15 protein-coding genes and 1 pseudogene are annotated in these 19,808 nt (G+C 56.6%); 15 read left to right on the top strand and 1 reads right to left on the bottom strand.

The window, feature by feature from the left end; genetic code table 11:
- The first annotated feature begins 3 nt into the window (after positions 1–3).
- Positions 4–2,727: a M28 family peptidase gene (locus AB1644_02605; protein MEW6049938.1), complete on the top strand. Its 2,724-nt coding sequence runs from the start codon at positions 4–6 to the stop codon at positions 2,725–2,727.
- 251 nt (positions 2,728–2,978) lie between these two features.
- A complete protein-coding gene (locus tag AB1644_02600; protein ID MEW6049937.1) occupies positions 2,979–3,788 on the top strand; it encodes a hypothetical protein in 810 nt (269 codons plus the stop codon).
- A gap of 195 nt (positions 3,789–3,983) precedes the next feature.
- On the opposite strand, the gene rpsT is transcribed toward AB1644_02600, so the two are convergent.
- Complete coding sequence (gene rpsT, locus AB1644_02595) at positions 3,984–4,238, bottom strand: 30S ribosomal protein S20 (GenBank protein ID MEW6049936.1); 255 nt, start codon at positions 4,236–4,238, stop codon at positions 3,984–3,986.
- Between the two features lie 61 nt (positions 4,239–4,299).
- Here rpsT and murJ point away from each other — a divergent pair, with 61 nt between their 5' ends.
- The 13 genes and pseudogenes from murJ to AB1644_02530 all read left to right on the top strand — a co-directional run bounded on the left by murJ (position 4,300) and on the right by AB1644_02530 (position 19,752).
- Complete coding sequence (murJ, locus tag AB1644_02590) at positions 4,300–5,880, top strand: murein biosynthesis integral membrane protein MurJ (GenBank protein MEW6049935.1); 1,581 nt, start codon at positions 4,300–4,302, stop codon at positions 5,878–5,880.
- Between the two features lie 4 nt (positions 5,881–5,884).
- On the top strand, positions 5,885–8,188 hold the full coding sequence (locus AB1644_02585; GenBank protein MEW6049934.1) for a ComEC/Rec2 family competence protein: 2,304 nt from the start codon (positions 5,885–5,887) through the stop codon (positions 8,186–8,188).
- 113 nt (positions 8,189–8,301) lie between these two features.
- Complete coding sequence (locus AB1644_02580) at positions 8,302–9,504, top strand: DUF4388 domain-containing protein (protein ID MEW6049933.1); 1,203 nt, start codon at positions 8,302–8,304, stop codon at positions 9,502–9,504.
- 3 nt (positions 9,505–9,507) lie between these two features.
- Positions 9,508–9,882, top strand: coding sequence for a hypothetical protein (locus tag AB1644_02575; protein ID MEW6049932.1), 375 nt, complete (start codon positions 9,508–9,510; stop codon positions 9,880–9,882).
- A gap of 116 nt (positions 9,883–9,998) precedes the next feature.
- The gene (locus AB1644_02570; protein ID MEW6049931.1) at positions 9,999–10,877 is read left to right on the top strand and encodes a tetratricopeptide repeat protein; all 879 of its coding nucleotides are present in this window, start codon (positions 9,999–10,001) and stop codon (positions 10,875–10,877) included.
- Positions 10,878–10,888: 11 nt separating this feature from the next.
- The gene (locus AB1644_02565; GenBank protein MEW6049930.1) at positions 10,889–11,884 is read left to right on the top strand and encodes a hypothetical protein; all 996 of its coding nucleotides are present in this window, start codon (positions 10,889–10,891) and stop codon (positions 11,882–11,884) included.
- Complete coding sequence (locus AB1644_02560) at positions 11,865–12,206, top strand: roadblock/LC7 domain-containing protein (GenBank protein ID MEW6049929.1); 342 nt, start codon at positions 11,865–11,867, stop codon at positions 12,204–12,206. The genes AB1644_02565 and AB1644_02560 overlap by 20 nt, the downstream gene beginning before the upstream one ends.
- 28 nt (positions 12,207–12,234) lie before the next feature.
- A pseudogene (locus AB1644_02555) lies at positions 12,235–12,810 on the top strand (GTPase domain-containing protein).
- A gap of 419 nt (positions 12,811–13,229) precedes the next feature.
- Positions 13,230–13,715, top strand: coding sequence for a roadblock/LC7 domain-containing protein (locus AB1644_02550; protein ID MEW6049928.1), 486 nt, complete (start codon positions 13,230–13,232; stop codon positions 13,713–13,715).
- Positions 13,716–13,796: 81 nt separating this feature from the next.
- Entirely contained in the window at positions 13,797–15,488 is a 1,692-nt protein-coding gene (gene pilB / locus AB1644_02545; GenBank protein MEW6049927.1) for a type IV-A pilus assembly ATPase PilB, read from the top strand.
- Between the two features lie 155 nt (positions 15,489–15,643).
- Complete coding sequence (locus AB1644_02540; GenBank protein MEW6049926.1) at positions 15,644–16,720, top strand: type IV pilus twitching motility protein PilT; 1,077 nt, start codon at positions 15,644–15,646, stop codon at positions 16,718–16,720.
- A gap of 26 nt (positions 16,721–16,746) precedes the next feature.
- Positions 16,747–17,946, top strand: a complete 1,200-nt coding sequence (locus AB1644_02535) for a type II secretion system F family protein (protein MEW6049925.1) — start codon at positions 16,747–16,749, stop codon at positions 17,944–17,946.
- Between the two features lie 90 nt (positions 17,947–18,036).
- A complete protein-coding gene (locus AB1644_02530; GenBank protein MEW6049924.1) occupies positions 18,037–19,752 on the top strand; it encodes an ATP-binding protein in 1,716 nt (571 codons plus the stop codon).
- The last annotated feature ends 56 nt before the right edge of the window (positions 19,753–19,808 follow it).

Here is a 19,808-nt window from a genome sequence, read left to right as displayed (position 1 = left end):
TTTATGCGAATTTTGATGATGGTGGGTTTCATTGTAGTCGGTGTTCTGCCGCATTCCGTCCAAAGTGCGGACCTTGGATACATCTCACTGGGAAATCGCGAGCAGGCCCGGTTGGCTCAGCAGCAGCTCGGCCATGGACTGATTCGGCTGGACAATCGGTATCTGGTGAGTGCCTCTGCCGAACAGCAAACGAAACTTACCCTGGCGGGAATTGCATTTGAGTCGATAAAAGCCGATGTCGACCTGAGTGTGTACCATGTGGTTTACCCCTCAAAACAAGCTTCCGAGCTTCCCAAGAGCGCGACGCTTACCAGCGCCATGCCTCTCGACAATGACTTACAGTTGGTGGAAGGGACGGCAAGCCAGGCACAGTCGTGGCGGCGGGACTACGGGTTGAAAGTCCGTCCCCTAGCCGAATTGAGCGTGCCGTTCGTCTTTGAGGGAGTAACCGTTGGTTTTGCGCCCGCTCTATTGGCGCCGCCGTCTGATACGGTCGCCAACCGGGTCCAACAAGATTCGGTGTACGGATTTGATGCGCGCCTGCAGGCGTTCTATACGCGGTACGCATACACCGACTCGGTGAACAAGGCACGCGATTGGCTGGTGCAGCGTTTTTTGAACTGGGGCTATACGGATGTCACAACGCCGTACTTTACTATCGGAGGATACCCCGGATACAACGTGAAGGCGGTCAAGCTTGGTACCTCGGAGCCGGACAAGGTAATAGTTGTCGGCGGACATTATGACTCGTACTCCTCCACTGCGATGACACATGCGCCCGGCGCCGATGACAACGGGTCCGGTACATCCATGGTGCTCGAACTGGCGCGCGTGCTCAGGGATATTCCCCTTCGCAAGACCGTCATATTCATGCCGTTCTCCGGCGAGGAAGAGGGACTGTATGGTTCGGAGGATGCCGCTGCTGATTTTCGAGCCGCCGGTACTGATGTCGAGGTGATGTACAATGCGGACATGATCGGCTATTCTCCCGATGCCACCTGGAACACCGATCTCGAAAGCGGCTCCAATACCGCTTACCGTGATTTGTTTGCACAAACGGGCACCCGGGTGTCGAACATCGGCCCCACCAATGCTCCGCTGCAGGGAAATTCTGATCATTATCCGTTCAATCAACAGGGGTTCAATATCGTTATGGCGATCGAAGGGGATTTTAATACTCCCAATTATCACCGCCCGTCCGATTCCACCACCAAACTTAATTTCGCGTATATGACCGGCATCGTGAAGACGTTCGCTGCGTCGGTAGCGTATGTCGCTGATGCCGGCAGCCCAACGGGAATCGACAGCATAGTTGATCAGGGAGATGGTCAGGCCCTGACCGTGTTTCTGAACAACTGCCGGTCAGATTATCAATATGTCGTGTATCGCGGCACCACGTCCGGGATATACAACGACTCCGCTGTTGTTACTCCTGGGACATGCACACAGACGTTCAACGGGTTGACACAGGGCATTCGGTACTACTTTGCGGTCAAGGGCACACCGTCGGGCGGCTATCCGCCGGTGTACATGGAGGAATCCTCGGAGATCCCGCAGCTCTACCCGCGGGTGCCGGCGCAAGTGGTCGCTGAGCCGATGGTGGGTTCGGTGCAGTTGAGCTGGGCGAGCAACCACGAGGCGGACCTCGACCACTATGATCTGTATCGCAAGGGGGAGTTTGAGGGTGATTTCACACTGTTGGCAGGGGGGCTGACGCAGACTGCCTACACTGACAACGCGGTGGTCCACTGGGTTACGTATCAATACAAGCTCAAGGCGGTTGACCAGTCCGGTTACGAGTCGGCTTTCTCAGCGGCAGTGGTTGGTACGCCGGCGACGTTTGATCATGGGATATTGATTGCGGATGAGATGACGGAGGAGTACGATTTCATGCCGAGCCAGCCGGAGTTGGAAGCGTGGTACGACACGGTGTTGAGCGGCGCGCCGCATGGGTTGGTGACGGTGGACGATTATGCGGATGCGCTGAAACGTCCGTTGGCGGGTCAGTACTCCTCGATCTGGTGGATTGATGACGACATCGGGACGAAGCTGCTGCGGTACAGTCGGGACACGCTGCGGTGGTACAGTGGGTTCACGAATGACATGCTGATTGCGGGGTACCAGACGATCCCGTTGTTTACGCCGGCCCCCTCACCGGGCCATCTGTTGTACGATGAGTTTATGCTGCAGTCGTACGCGTTGAACTATGCGAAGGATTTTGCGGGAGCGAAGGGAGTGGGGGGGTGGCCATCGGTCGAGCTTGATACGACCCGGGGGATCAAGCGGATGGGGGACATTCCGAGTTTGACGCCTCGTGCCGGCGCCACGATTATCTACCAGTACGATTCGAATATAGATGATCCGGGTCGTGAGAACACGCCGGTGGGGATTGCCTATGATGGTCCTCGGGGGAAGCGGGTGCTGTTGTCATTTCCGCTTTGGTACATGACGCCGGGGTCGGTGCAGGCGCTTATGAGTGCGGTGAAGAGTTATTTTGGGGAGACGGGTCAGGCGCCGGCGGGCGGGGATCTGGATGGGTCGGGGTTTGTGGATATTGGGGACCTGGTGGCGTTGGTGGATTTCATCTTTTTTGGTGTACCGGTGCCGAACGGGCCGGCGTCGGCGGACACGGATGGTTCCTGCGTGGTGGACATCACCGACCTGCAGCGACTGATCGATTATCTGTTCTTCAATTATGCCGCCCCTGTCCCTGGCTGCGCCAGATAGGCTCAGCGGCCGACTTTCCTCAGAACACAAGCCGCGGTTTACGCCGCGGCTTTTGTCGTTTCTCGGGTAGTCTGGTCGTGTTAACCTTTCTTGCACAATATGTGAAATGCGAATTTGTTCTGGAGCAAGGTGGTTAAACCAGCGTGCAATTGCATGTCCAGTGGTGATCGGAAGACTCGATAAATCTATTGTCGTACAATCACTTAAGGCATACAGAGAACCGGGGCACGCCAGTTGCTTTTCGCTACCCCGTGACCGACGAACTTCTTTCCCAGATTCGAATCCTGGAAGCTGAGCGAATCCTCACTTTCGAGTGGCTCGACTCTAACATCCAGGAACAGGAGTTGACGGCTGATGGCCTCGTGCGGCATCCGCTCCTTGTGATGGACCGCGAAGATGGAAGCTATCTATTGTTGGACGACGTTCAGCAGTACCATGCATTCATCGCAGCCGGGTTGCACCACATTCCGGTACAGGTCTGTCCTCGGCGCACTCTTCGGATCGATGTACGGAAAGTCGGTCTGGTCAATTTCCACCTTGGTGACCTGAATCGGCTCACCAGCCGTCACCCCGATCAGATAATCCCTGGCATCCGGCAGGACGTAGCCCCTGCCGACTTTGTTGCGATCGAGATCGCATTTCGATACCGCGAACCATTAACCCTCTTCCTGAGACACAGCACAAAACTCGGGTGCCCGGCGCCGCTGACGCTTTTGTTTGAATCCATTCTGCAGGTGGGTCGGTACATGCCGGTCGTGACGCGACATCACTGGCGGGACGCCGTTTGCAGAGCCGTTCCGCACAGCGGCACACTATCACTGCCGCCGTTTGCTCTTGCGGATATGGAAGCGGCAGCAACAACCGAACGGCTGTTTCCGCCGAACATCATCAAAGCGGGGACCAACGTTCGGGTCCTCAACATCGATTTTCCCATTACTGTACTGCGCGACGACATCCCACCAAGCGAGAAGGAGTCGTTCCTGCGTGAGTTGATCGTCGTCCGCGAACAGTCCTATCGAACGAGTTTCTTCGAAGGCAGCATCTACATTCTTAATCGCTGAAAAATAGTTGTTGAGAGGCTTCGGGCCGGCGGTCATATTGGGAGGATGAATGACCATCGCCGACTCGCGTGTGTCCCGTATGCAATCGACGCCTCCCCAAGGGCGCATTGCAGCATTTCGGGGATAAAGTCAACGGCCTCTGCCGCGGACAGCGACAGAGGCCGGTCAATTTCAACGGGAAAACTTCAGGACGGATCAGTCAAGCTTCTGCACGAACTTGGCAAGCCGGGACTTGTTCCTGTCGGCGTTCTTCCAATGAATCAGTCCGTCGGCGGCAGCCCGGTCCAGTACGCTTGCAGCTTCTTTCAGCTTGGCCGCTGCGGCGTCCTTGTTTTTCTCTTCGCGTACCTCTTTCACCGCAACGCGCAACTGCGAGCGCAACGCCCGATTTTTCAGGCGGTCCCGCTCGCTGGTTTTCATCCGTTTTTCATTCGACTTATGATATGGCAAGGTCGACCCTCATGTTAAGTGTTTTCAAATTCAGCCCTTTAATATAGGTCCGGGGAATCTTTTGTCAACCGAGAGTTCAACCAGAAAATCCATCGCGGGTTCCGCCTGGCTGGTCTCTCTGGGGACCGCGTTTTCCCGGGTTTCCGGGCTAATCCGCGAACAGGTCATGGCCTATTTCTTCGGCGCCGGGATGGCCACGGATGCCTTCGTGACGGCATTTCGCATACCCAATTTGTTGCGCGACCTGTTCGCCGAGGGGGCGCTATCATCATCGTTCATTCCGGTTTTCAAGGAGAAGCTGGTCAAGGAGTCGAATCAGGAAGCGTTCCGCCTGGCCGACAATGTCCTCACCTCGATGTTACTGGTGCTGGGAGTAGTGACCCTTCTGGGCATGGCGGCCACGCCGGCGATCATCTATCTCACCGCGCACGGCTTCACCCAGGATGCGACCAAGTTCAATCTGACGGTCAACCTCACCCGGATCATGTGGGTGTTTCTCCCGCTCGTATCGGTGTCGGCGCTGGTGATGGGGATGTTGAACTCATTCGATCGTTTCGGCCTGCCGGCGGTTTCCTCGGCCATGTTCAACGTGGGAAGCATCCTTTCCGTCCTCATCCTCTATCACCTCTTCGCCGTCCCCGTGTACACGCTGGCTATAGGCGTGGTCATTGGTGGGATTGGGCAGATCGTCATACAACTGCCGTCACTTCGTCGGATCGGTTACCGGTATCGATTCCGCGTGAATTGGTTCGATGCCGGGATGCGGAAGATGCTGCGGCTGTTCACGCCGATGATGATCGGGCTGTCTGCCGGGCGGATCAACATTTTGCTCAATACGCTGTTGGTTTCGTTCCTGACCGAGGGGTCCATATCGTATCTCAATTACGCTTACCGGCTCATGCATTTTCCGCTGGGTGTGTTCGGTGTCGCGCTCGGTACCGTGGCGCTGCCGCGCGCCTCCGAGATCGCCAGTCGCGGCGATATGAAAGAAATGAGCCGCACCTTTCACGAGGCGCTTAACCTGAATTTTCTGTTGATCGTGCCGTCGGCGGTCGCCCTGGCGCTCCTCGGGCGCGAGATCGTAGCCCTCACTTACCGATATGGTGCGTTCTCTGAAGCCAACATGCTTAACACCGCACTGGCGCTCCTGCACTATTCGTATGGCCTCATCGGGTTTGCCGCCGTGCGTGTTATAGTGCCGGTGTTTTATGCTCTGGGCGACGCCCGACTCCCGATGCGTGTGTCTATCGCGTCGGTGGTTCTGAATATGATTCTCTATTGGCCGTTCATAGTTTGGTGGAATTTCGCCGGTTTGGCCGCGGCGACCTCGATTGCGGGATTGGTGAATTTTGGCCTGTTGTTGTACTATTTGCCGCGGAAGGGAGTGGAGGTTTCATTTCGCGGAGTAAGCATCAACTTCCTGAAAATAGCCATCGCCGCGGCGCTCGCTTTTGTTGCCGCAAAATATCTTCCTGTCTACATGTTCGTCGATGACACGGCGTTGTGGGCGCGGATCGTACGTGCGGTCGTACCACTGGTGGTGGGTTCCATCCTGTACCTTCTCTTCTGCTCGCTTTTCAGGATCCACGAAATGAGATTACTCCTGAACGCGCTCATGAAAAAGAGATCCAAGCCGGTCTGATTTCATGATACGGCAGTACCCGTCGCTTTTCGTCCTGTTGTTTGTCGTAACGGGAATAGCGCTGGCGAACGCCAGCCAGATTGCGGCCGGGGACCTCGTGCTCGGCTCACTGGCGCTTGCCCTGGCCGGGTTGTGGGGGATGTACCGCCGATGGCATCTGGTCACGGCCATTTCGCTGGCCGGGTCGTTGGGGCTTGCGGCTGCCTGCCACTTCGCGCTGTCCGTCTACGATCTGGGACCGAACCATGTTAGTCAGGTTGCCAATGAGCGGACTGTTTACCATATCTATGGGCGCGTTGCAGACTGGCCTGATCTCAAGCCGAATCGCACGGAATTGAAGATCACGCTGGATTCGCTTGTCGATACCAACAGCCACACTGTCCGTGGCGCCGTACTTCTCAAGATTACTGATACGACAACTGCTCTGCAACGAGGCGACCGCATCGAGTTCTTCGGCCGCATCTATACGCTGCACGAGTCGGGCGATAATAGCCGCTTCAGTTACCGTCGCTTCATGGCGCTGAAGGGTGTCTTCGGTATCGTCTATCTGCCGACATTGCTGGATGTTCGCATCGATCACCGTTCCTCGTACGGAGTAGTCAGCTCTATTGATCGCCTGCGGAACAGCATCAGAGACGCCCTTTACGCCGATCTGTCTCCGGCTGCGGCTGCCCTTGCTTCAGGATTTCTCATCGGAGAGACCCGCGATATTCCGGCATCGGTCTACGCCCGGTTTCGCGACAGCGGTACGCTTCATCTGTTGGCGGTCTCAGGTTCAAACGTTGCCCTGGTGCTGCTGGTGATGGCCTGGTTGTTTCGGCCGTTGGGACTTTCGCGGACAGGGCGGGCCATACTGCTTCTCGTGATTACTGCGCTCTTCGCCGGACTTTCGTACGGCGAGCCCTCTGTCATCCGGGCCTCGGTTATGGCAGGTTTGGTGATCATTGCCGGGTTGCTGAATCGACGCTATGACCTCAACAACCTCATCGCGCTTACGGCGCTGATCGTTCTGCTGGTCGATCCGGCTCAGATGTTTGATGTTGGCTTCCAGTTGTCCTTTGTCACCGCCTGGGGGCTGGTGTTTATAGTCGCCAAGTTCACCGGGTTTTTCGAGCACTATCAAAGCAAGAGGTGGTACATCTGGCTGGTGTTTCCGCTCATCGTGTCATTGGTCGCGCAGGTTGTCTCCTCGCCGCTGATAGTCTACTATTTCGGACGAGTGCCGCTTCTGTCGCTTCCGGCCAACTTGATCATTGTCCCGTTGGTCAGCATGTCTGTCATAGGGGTGCTGATACTGCTTATAGCGCACCTCATTCTGCCACCATTGGGCCTGATGGTTGGTTCACTGGTCGATGTCCTGATGCGGTTCCTATTATGGACACTCGAGCTGTTCGGAGGCGACAACATGCCGGTGATCGATGTCGGACGCCTGGCGTCCCGGAATGTCGAATTGGCTGCGGTGCTGGCCGCATATGCATTCCTGCTGTTGTTGACGTGGGCCATCCGGAATAGACCGTTTCGACGTATTGCCATTTTTGCCGCCATGCTTACGGCGAACATCGGGCTCGTCTACGCCGTCAGTGTCGGCGGCGAGGCAGAGCGCAAAATCATGTGTTTCAGTATTCCCGGCGGTGTCGCGTCTGTCGTTCCAACCGGCGAGAAGGGAACTGCAGATCTCATCATTACCGGCGCATCGGCCAAAGAGTACTCGATTGGCGAACGGGTGATTGCACCCGTGCTCGGCGACAAGGGGATCGACCGTATACGGTACCTGTTCATCATGGCCTGTGAATACGATGCGGTTGCGGACCTGCTGCGCATGGCGGACTCTCTGCACGCCCAGAAGCTCCTGGCGGCGTCATCGCTACGCCCCAGCATCAGCGATGTTCGGGCTCACAACATGGACCCACCTTTGGGCGGATTGCATATAGCCTATTTCGGAGCGGGTCATCCGGCCGGTTCCGGCGACGGATATCGGGCCGCCGAACGGGCCATAGAGCTTGCCTGCGATGACGCCGTGCTCATATTCGTGAAGACATTTCCAGCAGCGAATAGCCTGGAACTCGTGGGTTCGAACTCGGCGTTGATCGTCGGAAGCAACTGGTATCCTACTGCGGATGATTGGCTTGCCGCCAGACGCCGTGGACTCGCGCGTATCGTCTGTTCAAGAATTGAACCACGGCAGCCGCAGGAGCATTCCCCGGGCGAATTACGTGTCGACCGGGAGCTTCCGGACTACCTGTGGGACCTGAGCCGAAACGGCCCGTATCTGCACTCCCTGAAAGCAGTTCGAGCCGATTTCCCCTGAGACATTTTGTCGCCGTTCATAAAGAAATACCTCCGTTCGCCCGATACAGACAAAGAAGTAGCAGGTGCCTTCGTGCACCGTGATATAACCATGGCTCACGGGATTACACAAGCATGAGTTTGTCAGGAAATCTCAAGACGGTCTCGTTCCCGGATATCCTCCAACTGCTGGCCACCGGCAAGAAAACCGGGATTCTCGAATGCAAGACAGCGACCCGTCAAAAGGAGGTGGCGTTCAAGGAGGGGAATATCATCTTCGCCTCCTCGGTGAACAGCGCCGAAGACCTGCTGGGCAACCTGTTGTTGAAGCGGGGCAAGATATCAAAACAGGACCTGGAGCGAGCCATCACGCTGCATAAGCAGACCGGACGGCAACTCGGGACCACGCTGATCGACATGAACCTCTTCGATAAGGAAGAGATCGCATCCTGCCTGAAGCTCCAGATCGAAGAGATCGTCTACAACCTCTTCTCGTGGGCGGAGGGGGACTTCATCTTCCACGAAGGAAGCGCTCCCAAGAATGCGCCGTTCCTGATCGAACTGAGCACTATGAACGTAATTATGGAAGGGACACGCCGGATCGATGAATGGATCGAGATACAGAAAGTGCTGCCGCCTGACGACGTGCTCCTCCGAATGAACAAATCCCCCCGTGTCCCCAATGAAGAGGTCGTATTGGCGCTCGACGAATTCCGCATTCTCTCGCTCATAAACGGGGAGCGCACCGTACCGGACATAATTGATATGTCTCCCATGGGGGAATTCGTGACCTGCCGATCGATCTATCGGCTGGTGGTGAACGGCCTTATCGAAGTGGCCGGCAAGCGGACACCCGAACCGACCGAACAGGAGGATGAGGAAGAAGTGGCGTTCTCGCTCATCTTTACGCTTTACAGCAACTGTTTCTATAGAATCCGCACGGTGGTGGAAGATATGCTCGGAGACCAAAACAGCCGGTATTCGTCATATGTAGCGCAGTACCGCACCGGCATCCTCACGTTTTTCCCCGGGGTCGATCCCGGGTCAGACCTGGTGCCGTCATTCGACAAGTTTCTTTCGGCCGTCAAGTCGCTGCCTTCGGAGACAAGGTATCACGTGCTGATGTCCAACCTGGAGCGGATGTTGTCCGAGCAACTGGTGTATGTCTACGACCTGCTTGGCGCGGGAGCGTTTCGCGAAGTCGTGAATCGGGTGAAGAAAGAGATCTCCGAACCGCTGGCTCTCCGCCGTGAGCTCGTGCAACGATTTGGTATCGAAGACAATTTCTATAGCACGATCAAGCGTGCGGATAGAGTCGTAAAACTGGTACGAGGGTGATGTATGAAAACGCGTGTCCTTTCATTTCTCGCATGGTTGACGGTATGTGTGAGCCCGCTGACGGCCCAGGATGAAGCGGCACCGGTGGTGATCAGCGCGGTGCCCCCACTGCCGTTCACCCTGCTGATTTTAGTGGCGGCGGCCGTCTGCGCTGTGTTCTGTTTCCAGGTGTTTATGGTGGTGAAGGGCGGCCAGCTAAGCAAGAGCTGGCTCGTTTTCGCGGGTGCGTTTGTAGTTTTGGGGCTAAGCCAATTGGCGGTCCTCTTGACTGGCTTTGGCGTGTTGAACATGAATAGGTTTATCGTCCCGGCGATGCTGGTAGCCATGACCGGTTTGTTCGCTTATGGCCTTTATGAGACCAAGAGGGTTCTGAGCTGACAACATTCGTGCAATTGAGTTGACACAACTGATTGCCCAGCTTATTATTATCAGGCGCGCGTATTTTTGACGTTTGACAACGCATTGATGGAATTAAGGTTAACAGAAAGCACGGCATGTCCATAATCGCGGAGTTGGAAGAACGAATCGGCAAGTGCCAGAAAATCATGGAGGTCGATCCGAATTCCCAGATCTTCGCGGCGCTCGCCGAAGCGTACCGCAAGAAGGGAGATCTGGAAAAGGCCTTCCGTATCTGTCAGGGCGGTTTGCGTATCCATCCGTCGTACGGTTCTGCTCATGTCGTGATGGCCAAGATCAACCTTGACCGCGGTCTATACGATTGGGCCGAAGCAGAGATCAAGAAAGCAATTGAGATCGAAGGCGCCTCCCGGGCGATAGAACTGCTCCTGGCCGAGATTTATATCTACAAGGGAGAATTCAACGCCGCGGTCAAACTCCTTCGTAAACTCTATGATGCCGATCCCAATAATGACCAGATCAAGAAACTTCTGGAAATCGCGCTGAAATTACCAGCTGAACAGGCCGGCATGATCGAGCCACGCAGTGGTCTGGACCTTAATCCGAGCGAGATTTCGACGGAGACGACGGCTGACAGCGGCGCACGACCGGAGCTGGTGGTCAGTCTGTCCGCCCCGCCCGATCTGATTCGACACGCCGTGGCCATTCCCGACATAGAGGGGGCCCTGTTCATAAACCGCGAGGGACTGGTAGTGGACGCACAATGGGATACCAGTTTCGATGCTCATACGTGTGCAGCAACACTGGCGGAAGTTGACAATTTCCTTAACCAGGAACTGGTGAAAGCGTCGTTCGGTAAGGTAAAAAGTTTGTTGGTTGAAAACGGCCGCGTCGTTTTCTACCTCGTGCGGGTGAAGGACGGATTATTCCTCTTCGCCGGCAACGCGAAAATCAATCTGGGGACACTGAGAATGAGGATCTCGGCCCTGGTGGACAGATATCAGGTAAGTAGATAAGGACACGGAATATGCAAATACCTGAACGAATTGGCCGCCTGATCCTGCTGATCACCCTGGTGCTCTGGATTGTTCCGTTGCTCTTGTTCCCAGAGCGGCTCGGCACCCAGGTCATGCGGGTCTCGGTTTGGTTTGTCGGTCTGGAGCTTCTGTACTACGCGTGTGTCGTGCTCGTTTCCCAGCGCGGTATGACCGCCATGAGCAGGTTCCAGGCAGTTCTGGGATCGTTCGTGTATCGGCTTGCCCTTGGCATCGTATTCGGACTCCTGGTGACGGTCATGTTCGATATGGGCTGGCGTGCGGCGCTGACGCTCGGTACATTCGGCTACCTACCCGCCGTATTGCTGCATATTGCGGCCGCGCCTTTTGCTCTCAGACCACTCTTCAATGAAGTGACCGGTCAGAAGGAACCGCGCCGCGCCCAGGTACGACCCTCGCTGCAGCGCGAGAACCTGCCTGCCGGGATGACCTCGATCGCCATATCGAAGGAACGCGGCATCACCAGCGAATCACTCCCCATTCCCCCACTGGAATATGACAACCGTCGCCACGGCGGCTCGGCATCTGAGCAGCATCCGTCCGGAAACCAGCCTGAACTGAACGGCTTCGACCGGGCCACCCGCTATATCGGCGAGCACGGTTCCGTTTTCATGGCGGTAGTGGTGGACTATGAAGGGTTGCCCTTGTCCAGTTTCAAACGCGGCACTCTGAATCCCGATGACTGGGCGCCGCTGTCCCTTCTCTTTCTGGATGCAAATCGCCGTGTACTCGATCGCACCCGGCTGGGGGCGCCGGACCGGCTCGATTTGACTCTCAAAGACAAACGTTTGATGGTGGCGCGTGACCAGCAGTACAGTCTCCTGGTCCTGGCCGAGAGGCTGAGTGACGATACCCTGAGCATCCGGGTCAGTCAGGCAATGGAGATGATTCGCCGATATATGACCGAGCGTTTCGCAGCGAAGCAGGATATTAACGCGGAGAAGATACATGTATCAAGTGCTGAATGAGTTGAACAAAACCCCCGGCATCACCGGTTCGATGGTGGTGGGCAACGATGGGATCGTGATCGCCGCTGATCTTGAGGCCGGCTTCGAAAGCGAGACTGTTGGGGCGCTGGCGGCCTCGATCACGACCAATATTCAAAAGTCGCTGGATCGCCTGCGGACAAGTCCCTTGAGCCAGGTGACCATTGAGGCCGACGACGCCAAGTTGTTTTTCACCGACGCCGGGCTTGGCATCCTGGTTGTCACGGCAGAGAAGGAAGTCAACATCGGTCTGATACGTCTTGAGATCAAGAACGCCATCGGCCGACTGAAGAGCATCAACTGAGAGCCTGGAAGAGTGTCGGGGATACGGTATGGTATCGATTAATTACTCCTCGCGTGAGGTGTGCTGCAAGATCGTGTACTACGGGCCGGGATTGTCCGGTAAGACGACCAACCTGCAGTATGTCCACGCCAAAGTGCCGCAAAGCACCCGCGGGAAGCTTATTTCGCTCGCGACTGAGGCGGACCGCACGCTGTACTTCGATTTCCTGCCCATCAACATCGGCAGCATCAACGGTTTTACCGCCAAATTCCAACTGTACACCGTACCGGGCCAGGTCTACTACAACGCCACGAGAAAGCTCGTGTTGCGCGGAGTTGATGGGGTCGTGTTCGTGGCCGACAGCCAGACCGACAAGATGGACGAGAACCTCGAATCATTGTTGAACCTGGAAGAGAACCTCGCCGAATATGGATATTCCATGGACGAGATACCGTTCGTGCTGCAATTCAATAAGCGCGATCTGCCCAACATCCTGTCCGTCGAGCAGCTGAACGCACAGCTCAACAAGCGCGGCTGGCCAACATTCGAAGCGTCGGCTACGATCGGCAACGGCGTGTTCGATACCCTCAAACTGGTTATCAAACTGGTGCTGGATAAGGCCAAAACCGCCAGCACCGCCCGATCGCGTCCTGCGTCCGCCGCCACGTTAGTGGAACCATCGACCGCTATGGCGTCCGGTTCCGGCGAATCGAGCGCTTCGCAGAGCGGCCGGGTGCCTGTGGTGGGCGCGGCGGCGCACGCACCGTACGAACCGGCGCCGTACCGCCCGTACCCGGGGTCCGAGCGGGCGGCGGCACGGGAAGCACGAACTGCCGTGGCGGCGCCAACGCCGGTTGCTGCCGGGCCGGCTATTCGGGAAGAAGAAGAGATCACGGATGTGCATAGATCGACAGCATCGGAAGAACATTCCACCGGGAGAATTTCGCCCCAGATGGCTCCTTCCTTGCGGCGTCGGGGTGACACCAGAAAACGCGGTTTCTTCAAGCGTTTGTTTGGTTTGAAATAGGCAGGTAGGAGGCTGACATGTCTGACGAGACCCTGATCATTTACGAAGAAGAGATCAACAAGATCGACGCCTTGTTGAGCAAGATGCTCAAAGGCGCGGAGGCGAAATGCGCGCTGCTGGTGGACAAGGATGGTCACCTGATCACGCGGCAGGGATTCACGCACTCGCTCGATACCACGGCGCTGGCCGCCCTGTTGGCCGGGTCGTTTGCGTCTACCAAGGAGATCGCCCGCCTGGTCGGTGAGCCCGAGTTTTCGGTCCTGTTTCACCAGGGCAAGAAAGACCACATCCATATGTCGCTGGTGGGGGAACGTTCCATTCTGGTGGTGATATTCGATGATCGTACAACGATCGGCATGGTCCGCCTGTACGCACGCGAGACCGCTCAGGAACTGGTGAAAGTGTTCGAACAGATCACGCACAAAGGCGGGGATAAGCCGGCCATCAGTCGTGATTTTGCCGACGTGGCGCAGGATCGGCTCGACGATATTTTCCAGGATTGAACGATGGGGTCGGTCGCCGGCCAGAGCGGCAGACCGTCACTAAACAACGCTTTGTCGTAAGCGACGTGTGGATCGAAGGCAATGTCGGCAGAACTCAGTTCCCTCTTAGTCAGCGCGGGCAAGATCACTCCGGAGCAGGCGGAACGTGCGCTCAATATTGTCAGAGAGAAGAAAGAGAAGTTCATTACTGCGCTGGTGCAGATCGGCGCGGTGCAGTCCGAAGATGAACTCGCCAGTTTTGTCGGCAAGCATCTCAAGATCGGCGCGCTCCGTCTCAGCGACATCGAGCTGAATCCCGAAGTCGTCAAGCTGATCCCGCTCGATATCGCCCGCAAATTCAAAGTCATCGCCATCTCCAAGCTGAACAAGACGCTGCTGGTCGCCATCAGCGATCCGAACAACATCTACGTCCTGGACGCCGTCAAATTCATCACCGGCTGCACCGTCCAGCCGGTCATCTCTCCCGAGAAAGCGATCGAGAAGGCGATCGAAGCGTTCTATTCGGACAGCAGCGGCCTGTCGGAGATCGTTAAGGGACTGGAAGATTCGGATCTGGAGGTAGTGTCCGCCGAGGACGTGCAGAGTGAATCCGATCTGTTGTCGGCCATACAGGACAAACCGCTGGTCAAGCTGGTCGATTCCATTATTGGCGATGCCATTCGCATGGGGGCCTCAGATATTCACTTCGAAATGTATGAGAAGCGCATCCGCGTCCGCTACCGTATCGACGGTGACCTTCAGGAGATGGCGCCGCTCCCCTTCAAATACCGTGCGGCGATCGTATCGCGTATCAAGATCATGGCCGACCTGGATATCTCCGAGCGTCGCCTGCCGCAGGACGGACGCATAAAGGTTAAGATCGCCGGACGTACGGTCGATCTGCGTGTTTCGGTGCTGCCCACCATTTTTGGCGAGAAGGTCGTTATGCGAATTCTGGATCCGATGGCGTTGCGGATCGACATGACGCAGCTCGGATTCCGCCAGGAGGACCTGTCCAAGTTTGACGAGAAGATCCATTCGCCGTACGGCATCATTCTCGTGACCGGCCCGACGGGTTCAGGTAAGACCACCACGCTGTATTCGGCGCTGCAGCAGTTGAATACGACCGACGTGAACATCATCACGTCGGAAGACCCGGTCGAGTTCAATTTCGAGGGGATCAATCAAGTGGCGGTCAGATCGGAGATCGGTCTCACCTTCGCTGCCGCGCTGCGGTCGTTCCTGCGACAAGACCCGGATATCATCATGGTCGGTGAGATACGAGACAGTGAGACGGCGGAGATCGCCATCAAGGCCGCTCTTACCGGTCACCTTGTTTTCTCCACGCTGCATACGAATGACGCGCCGTCGTCGGTCACGCGACTCATCGATATGGGCGTCCCATATTACCTCGTCGCTTCCGCCACCAAGCTCATCATGGCTCAGCGTATGATGCGCAAGATTTGTCAGCGGTGCAAAGAAGAGGTCAATCTCACGCAGGAACAGGTGGAAAGCCTCAAGGTCCCCAAGGAGATGCTCCGGAATATCCGCGCCTTCAAGGGGGTTGGCTGCAATGACTGCAACGGCACCGGCAAGGCGGGACGAACCGGTATTTTCGAGGTGCTGCCGATCACGCCGGCTATCGAGAATCTGATTCTGGCCAAGGCCTCGGACTCGGACATACGCAAGGCTGCGGTCGAAGAAGGCATGTGCAGTCTGCGTATGGCCGCAGTTGAGAAAATGAAGGCCGGCCTGGTGACCATCGAAGAGGTATTTGCCGTTACCTTTAGCTGAGGTCAGCCGGCGTCAGGTCCCGTCTCCTTTGCCGGGCATACACTTACCTCGCCCGGACAACAAGTTCCCCCGTCAAGTATCAGCCCCAGCCGCCGATATATGGTAGGTAGGCTTACCTTTCGATCAGACACGGTTGAACATAGGGGACAGACAATATGTCGCTGCGCGAGTTATTGGAACAGATGGTCAAACTGGGCGCGTCGGATTTGCACCTTACCGTTGGTTCGCCGCCCGTGGTACGTGTCGATGGCAAGCTTCAGCGCCTCTCCGGCATCGATCTGTTGACCAGCGAGCAGATAAAGAAGCTCGCGTACTCCATGCTCAACGAAAAGCAGAAACTCAAATTTGAACAGAACTCGGAACTCGATTTCTCATTCGGTATCGAACAGATGAGCCGCTTCCGCTGCAACATGTTCATGCAGCGCGGCAATGTGGCGGTGGCGATTCGCCAGATCCCGTTCAATATCCGCACGTTCGAGGAACTCGGACTCTCCAAGGTCATCGCCGAGTTCGCCAAGCTGCCGCGCGGCCTGGTGCTCGTCACCGGACCCACCGGTTCCGGTAAATCCACGACGCTCGCCGCGATCATCGACAAGATCAACAAGGAACGCCCGGTGCATATCATCACGGTGGAGGACCCGATCGAATACCTGCATCGTCACCAGATGGCGCTGGTCAATCAGCGCGAGGTGTATTCGGACACCAATTCATTTTCTGCCGCTCTGAAATATGCCCTCCGCGAGGACCCCGATGTCGTGCTGGTCGGTGAGATGCGGGATCTGGAGACGATCGAATCGGCACTGACCATCTCCGAAACCGGCCACCTGGCGTTCGCCACGCTGCACACGAACTCGTGCGCGGAAACGATCAACCGTATCGTCGACGTGTTCCCCAACAATCAGCAGGAGCAGGTCCGGGTGGCGCTGTCGTTCTGTCTGCAGGCAGTGGTGTCGCAGGCCCTCATCCCCAAGGTGGGCGGCGGACGGGTCATGGCGATGGAGGTCATGATCGCCACGCCGGCCATTCGCGCCATCATCCGCGACGACAAGATCCACCAGATCTACTCCATGATCCAGTCCGGGCAGAAATACGGCATGAAGACAATGAATCAATCGCTTGCCGAGCTGTACACGGCCGGCAGGATCACGATAAACGACGCCATGAGTTTCAGTCACAACACGCAGGAGCTGAGCGAAATGCTCTCCCGCTCCAAGAGCCCGGCCTACGCGTGAGGTGAGGTCAGAAAGGACGTATTACCATGCCGGTATTTGAATACAAAGGAAAGACCCTCGCCGGGGCCGCGGTCCAGGGGTCGATGAAGGCCAACAACCGCGCCGAGCTGGAGCGGGTGCTCAGGCAGAATCGTATCCTGGTCACGTCGATCTCAAAACGGGCGGCGGAGCTCAACATCAAGTTCGGCACGGGCATCAAGAAGATCGAGATCTCGCGCTTTACCCGGCAGTTCGCCACCATGATCGGCGCCGGCCTGCCGATGGTTCAGTGCCTTGAGATCCTGGCGTCCCAGTCCGAAAACAAGGAGATGTCCAAGGTGGTTACGCAGGTGAAAGACAGCGTGCAGGGAGGTGCCACCCTTTCCGAGTCCATGGCCCGGCATCCCAAAGTGTTCGACCAACTCTATGTGAATATGGTCGAGGCCGGCGAAGTGGGCGGTGCGCTGGATGCCATCCTGGTTCGTCTGGCGGTTTACCGCGAGAAAGCCGACAAGCTGGTTCGGAAAGTCAAAGGCGCGATGATGTACCCGTCGGTCATCGTCGTCGTCGCGACAGGCGTGACCATAGCCATGTTGACGTTCATCGTGCCGGTTTTCGCCAAGATGTTCCAAGGGGTAGGTTCCGAGCTTCCGGCGCCGACCCAGATCGTGCTGAATATCTCGAATTTCCTGAAAGCGAATTCCATGTATCTCTTGTTAGGCGTCATAGGTCTGGTGGGCGTGGGGGCGTATTGGAAACGGACGCCATCGGGTGCGCTGACTTTCGATAAAATCCTCCTGCGGATGCCGGTACTTGGAAACCTGGTGCGGAAATCATCGATCGCCCGATTCACCCGCACGCTGAGCACCCTGCTTGCCTCGGGTGTATCGATTCTGGAGGCGCTCGAAATTACTGCCAAAACCTCCGGCAACATCGTGGTCGCCAATGCCATCAACAAGTCGGTGCTGGCCATCGCCGAAGGTGACACCATCACCGGCCCGTTGAAGGAGACCGGCGTGTTCCCGCCCATGGTCATTCAGATGATCGGCGTGGGTGAAAAGACCGGTGGTCTGGACGACATGCTGAACAAGATCGCCGATTTCTACGATGAAGAAGTCAACGACGCCGTGGCGGCGCTGACCTCGATCATCGAGCCGATCATCATCGTCATTATGGGTATTGTCATCGGCGGTATTCTGATTGCCATGTATCTGCCGATGTTCGACATCATCGGAAAGATCGGTTAAGATATCCGGGAAGGCGGCCGCGTTCGAGTCGATGCGTACTGCCCTCGAAACAAAGGAGGAGAACGGCACCGCCACGGTGCCGTTTCTCGTATGGAGCAACAGGAACGACTGAAGCGTCTCGGCTGGTTTCTGCCGCTGCGATTGGCCTCCTACATCACGCTGTTGGGCGTGATTGCGTTCTGGATGGGGTACCCGACCTACCTGCAGGTCCTCGTCATTTTCTATTCCGTCTGTACGCTGGGATTCACCCTCACTATCGCCCTGGAGCGAAAGCTGCATCTGCCGGCGGTCACACAGACTCTCATCGCCCTGCAGTTTTTGCTCGAAATCTCTTTGGAAAGCGGCGTCATATTCGCAACCGGCAACGTCAATTCGCCGTTCTCGGCGATGTTCCTGCTCACGATCGTCTCTGCGGCGCTGGCGTACCGGCTCGTCGGAACACTCGTCATTGCCTCTTTGGTTTCGGTTGCCTATGCCTTCATCATCTGGCTTGGCCTTGGGCAGGCGACCGATGCTGATCTGAATCTGCAGGCCCTGCGGACCATCTTTTCATCGCAGGAGTATGTCTTCTATTCCATATTCGTCCATATTCTCATCTTCTACCTGGTAGCCTTCATTTCAGGGTATCTGGCGGAACGGCTTAGTTCGCAGGATCGTAAACTGGCCGATGCGTCCCAGGCTCTCAAGCGAGCCCGGCTGGAGACCGACGACATCCTTCGCCATGTCAGTTCAGGACTCGCGACCATAGATGCCGCCGGCACCATTGTATATTTCAACCGAGCAGCCGAAAAGATCCTGGGATATAGAGAAGAGGATGTCCGTGGGATGTCATGCGAGGAGGTCTTCGCGGAGCGGATGGCCGGTCTGGCCCAATGTATGATGGACGGTTTGCGAAGGAGCATCGAATACCCTCGCCGCGAACTGGAGATCCTCAACGCCGAACGGATCGGCGTGCCGCTGGGGCTGTCCACCTCAATTCTCGTGGATGAGGGGAGCGCCGTGCGGGGAGTGATCGCGATCTTCTCCGACCTTCGGGACGCCAAGCTCATGGAAGCCAAAGTGCGGGCTGCCGACCGTTTGGCGGCGGTCGGTGAGCTGTCGGCGTCGATTGCGCACGAGATCCGTAACCCGCTGGCGGCCATTTCAGGCTCCGTGGAAGTACTCACGAAAGAGCTGGAATGTTCGGGGGAAAACGCACGACTCATGCAACTCATTGTCAAGGAGTCCACCCGGCTCAACAAGATCCTGACCGACTTTCTCACGTATGCGAAAGTCAACCGTCCGACCTATGACAAGGTGGAACTCTGCCGGGTAGTCAACGACGTTATCGAACTACTCAGACACCACGAGACGTATCATGAGGGGATACACGTCACGCTGGATTCCGATGAGTCGTTTGTGTATGTTGTGGGGGATGCCGACCTGATCAAGCAGCTCCTGGTGAATCTCGCCCTTAATGCCTGCGAAGCGTTTGAGGGAAAGAACGGTTCCGTGGCGTTTGAACTCCGTACGCATCGGTCGACCGGATCGGTTCGACTGAATGTTCGGGACACCGGCCCCGGAATCGCCGACAAGGATCTGGAACGGATTTTTCTGCCGTTTCATTCCACCAAGAAGCACGGGACCGGTCTTGGGCTGGCCATTGTCCATCGCATTTGTTCGACCTTACGGATTGGCATAGGCGTTCAGTCAACACCCGGTCATGGAGCTACCTTCAGCCTTGACTTCGCCATGTATTCTCAGACCTCCCATCCACAACGTACCCGATCGGAAAGTGCCGAGCCCTCGGCGCTGGTCCGCACCTGACTTTTCAGCTTGCTTTTGTTGCGGTCGTGTATAACTTGGACGACCGCGAACTCGTA

It is taken from the genome of Candidatus Zixiibacteriota bacterium, from assembly GCA_040753875.1.
Taxonomy (GTDB): domain Bacteria; phylum Zixibacteria; class MSB-5A5; order GN15; family FEB-12; genus DATKJY01.
Note: the sequence above shows the minus strand (reverse complement) of the source record. Positions and strands in the feature narration are given on the sequence as shown.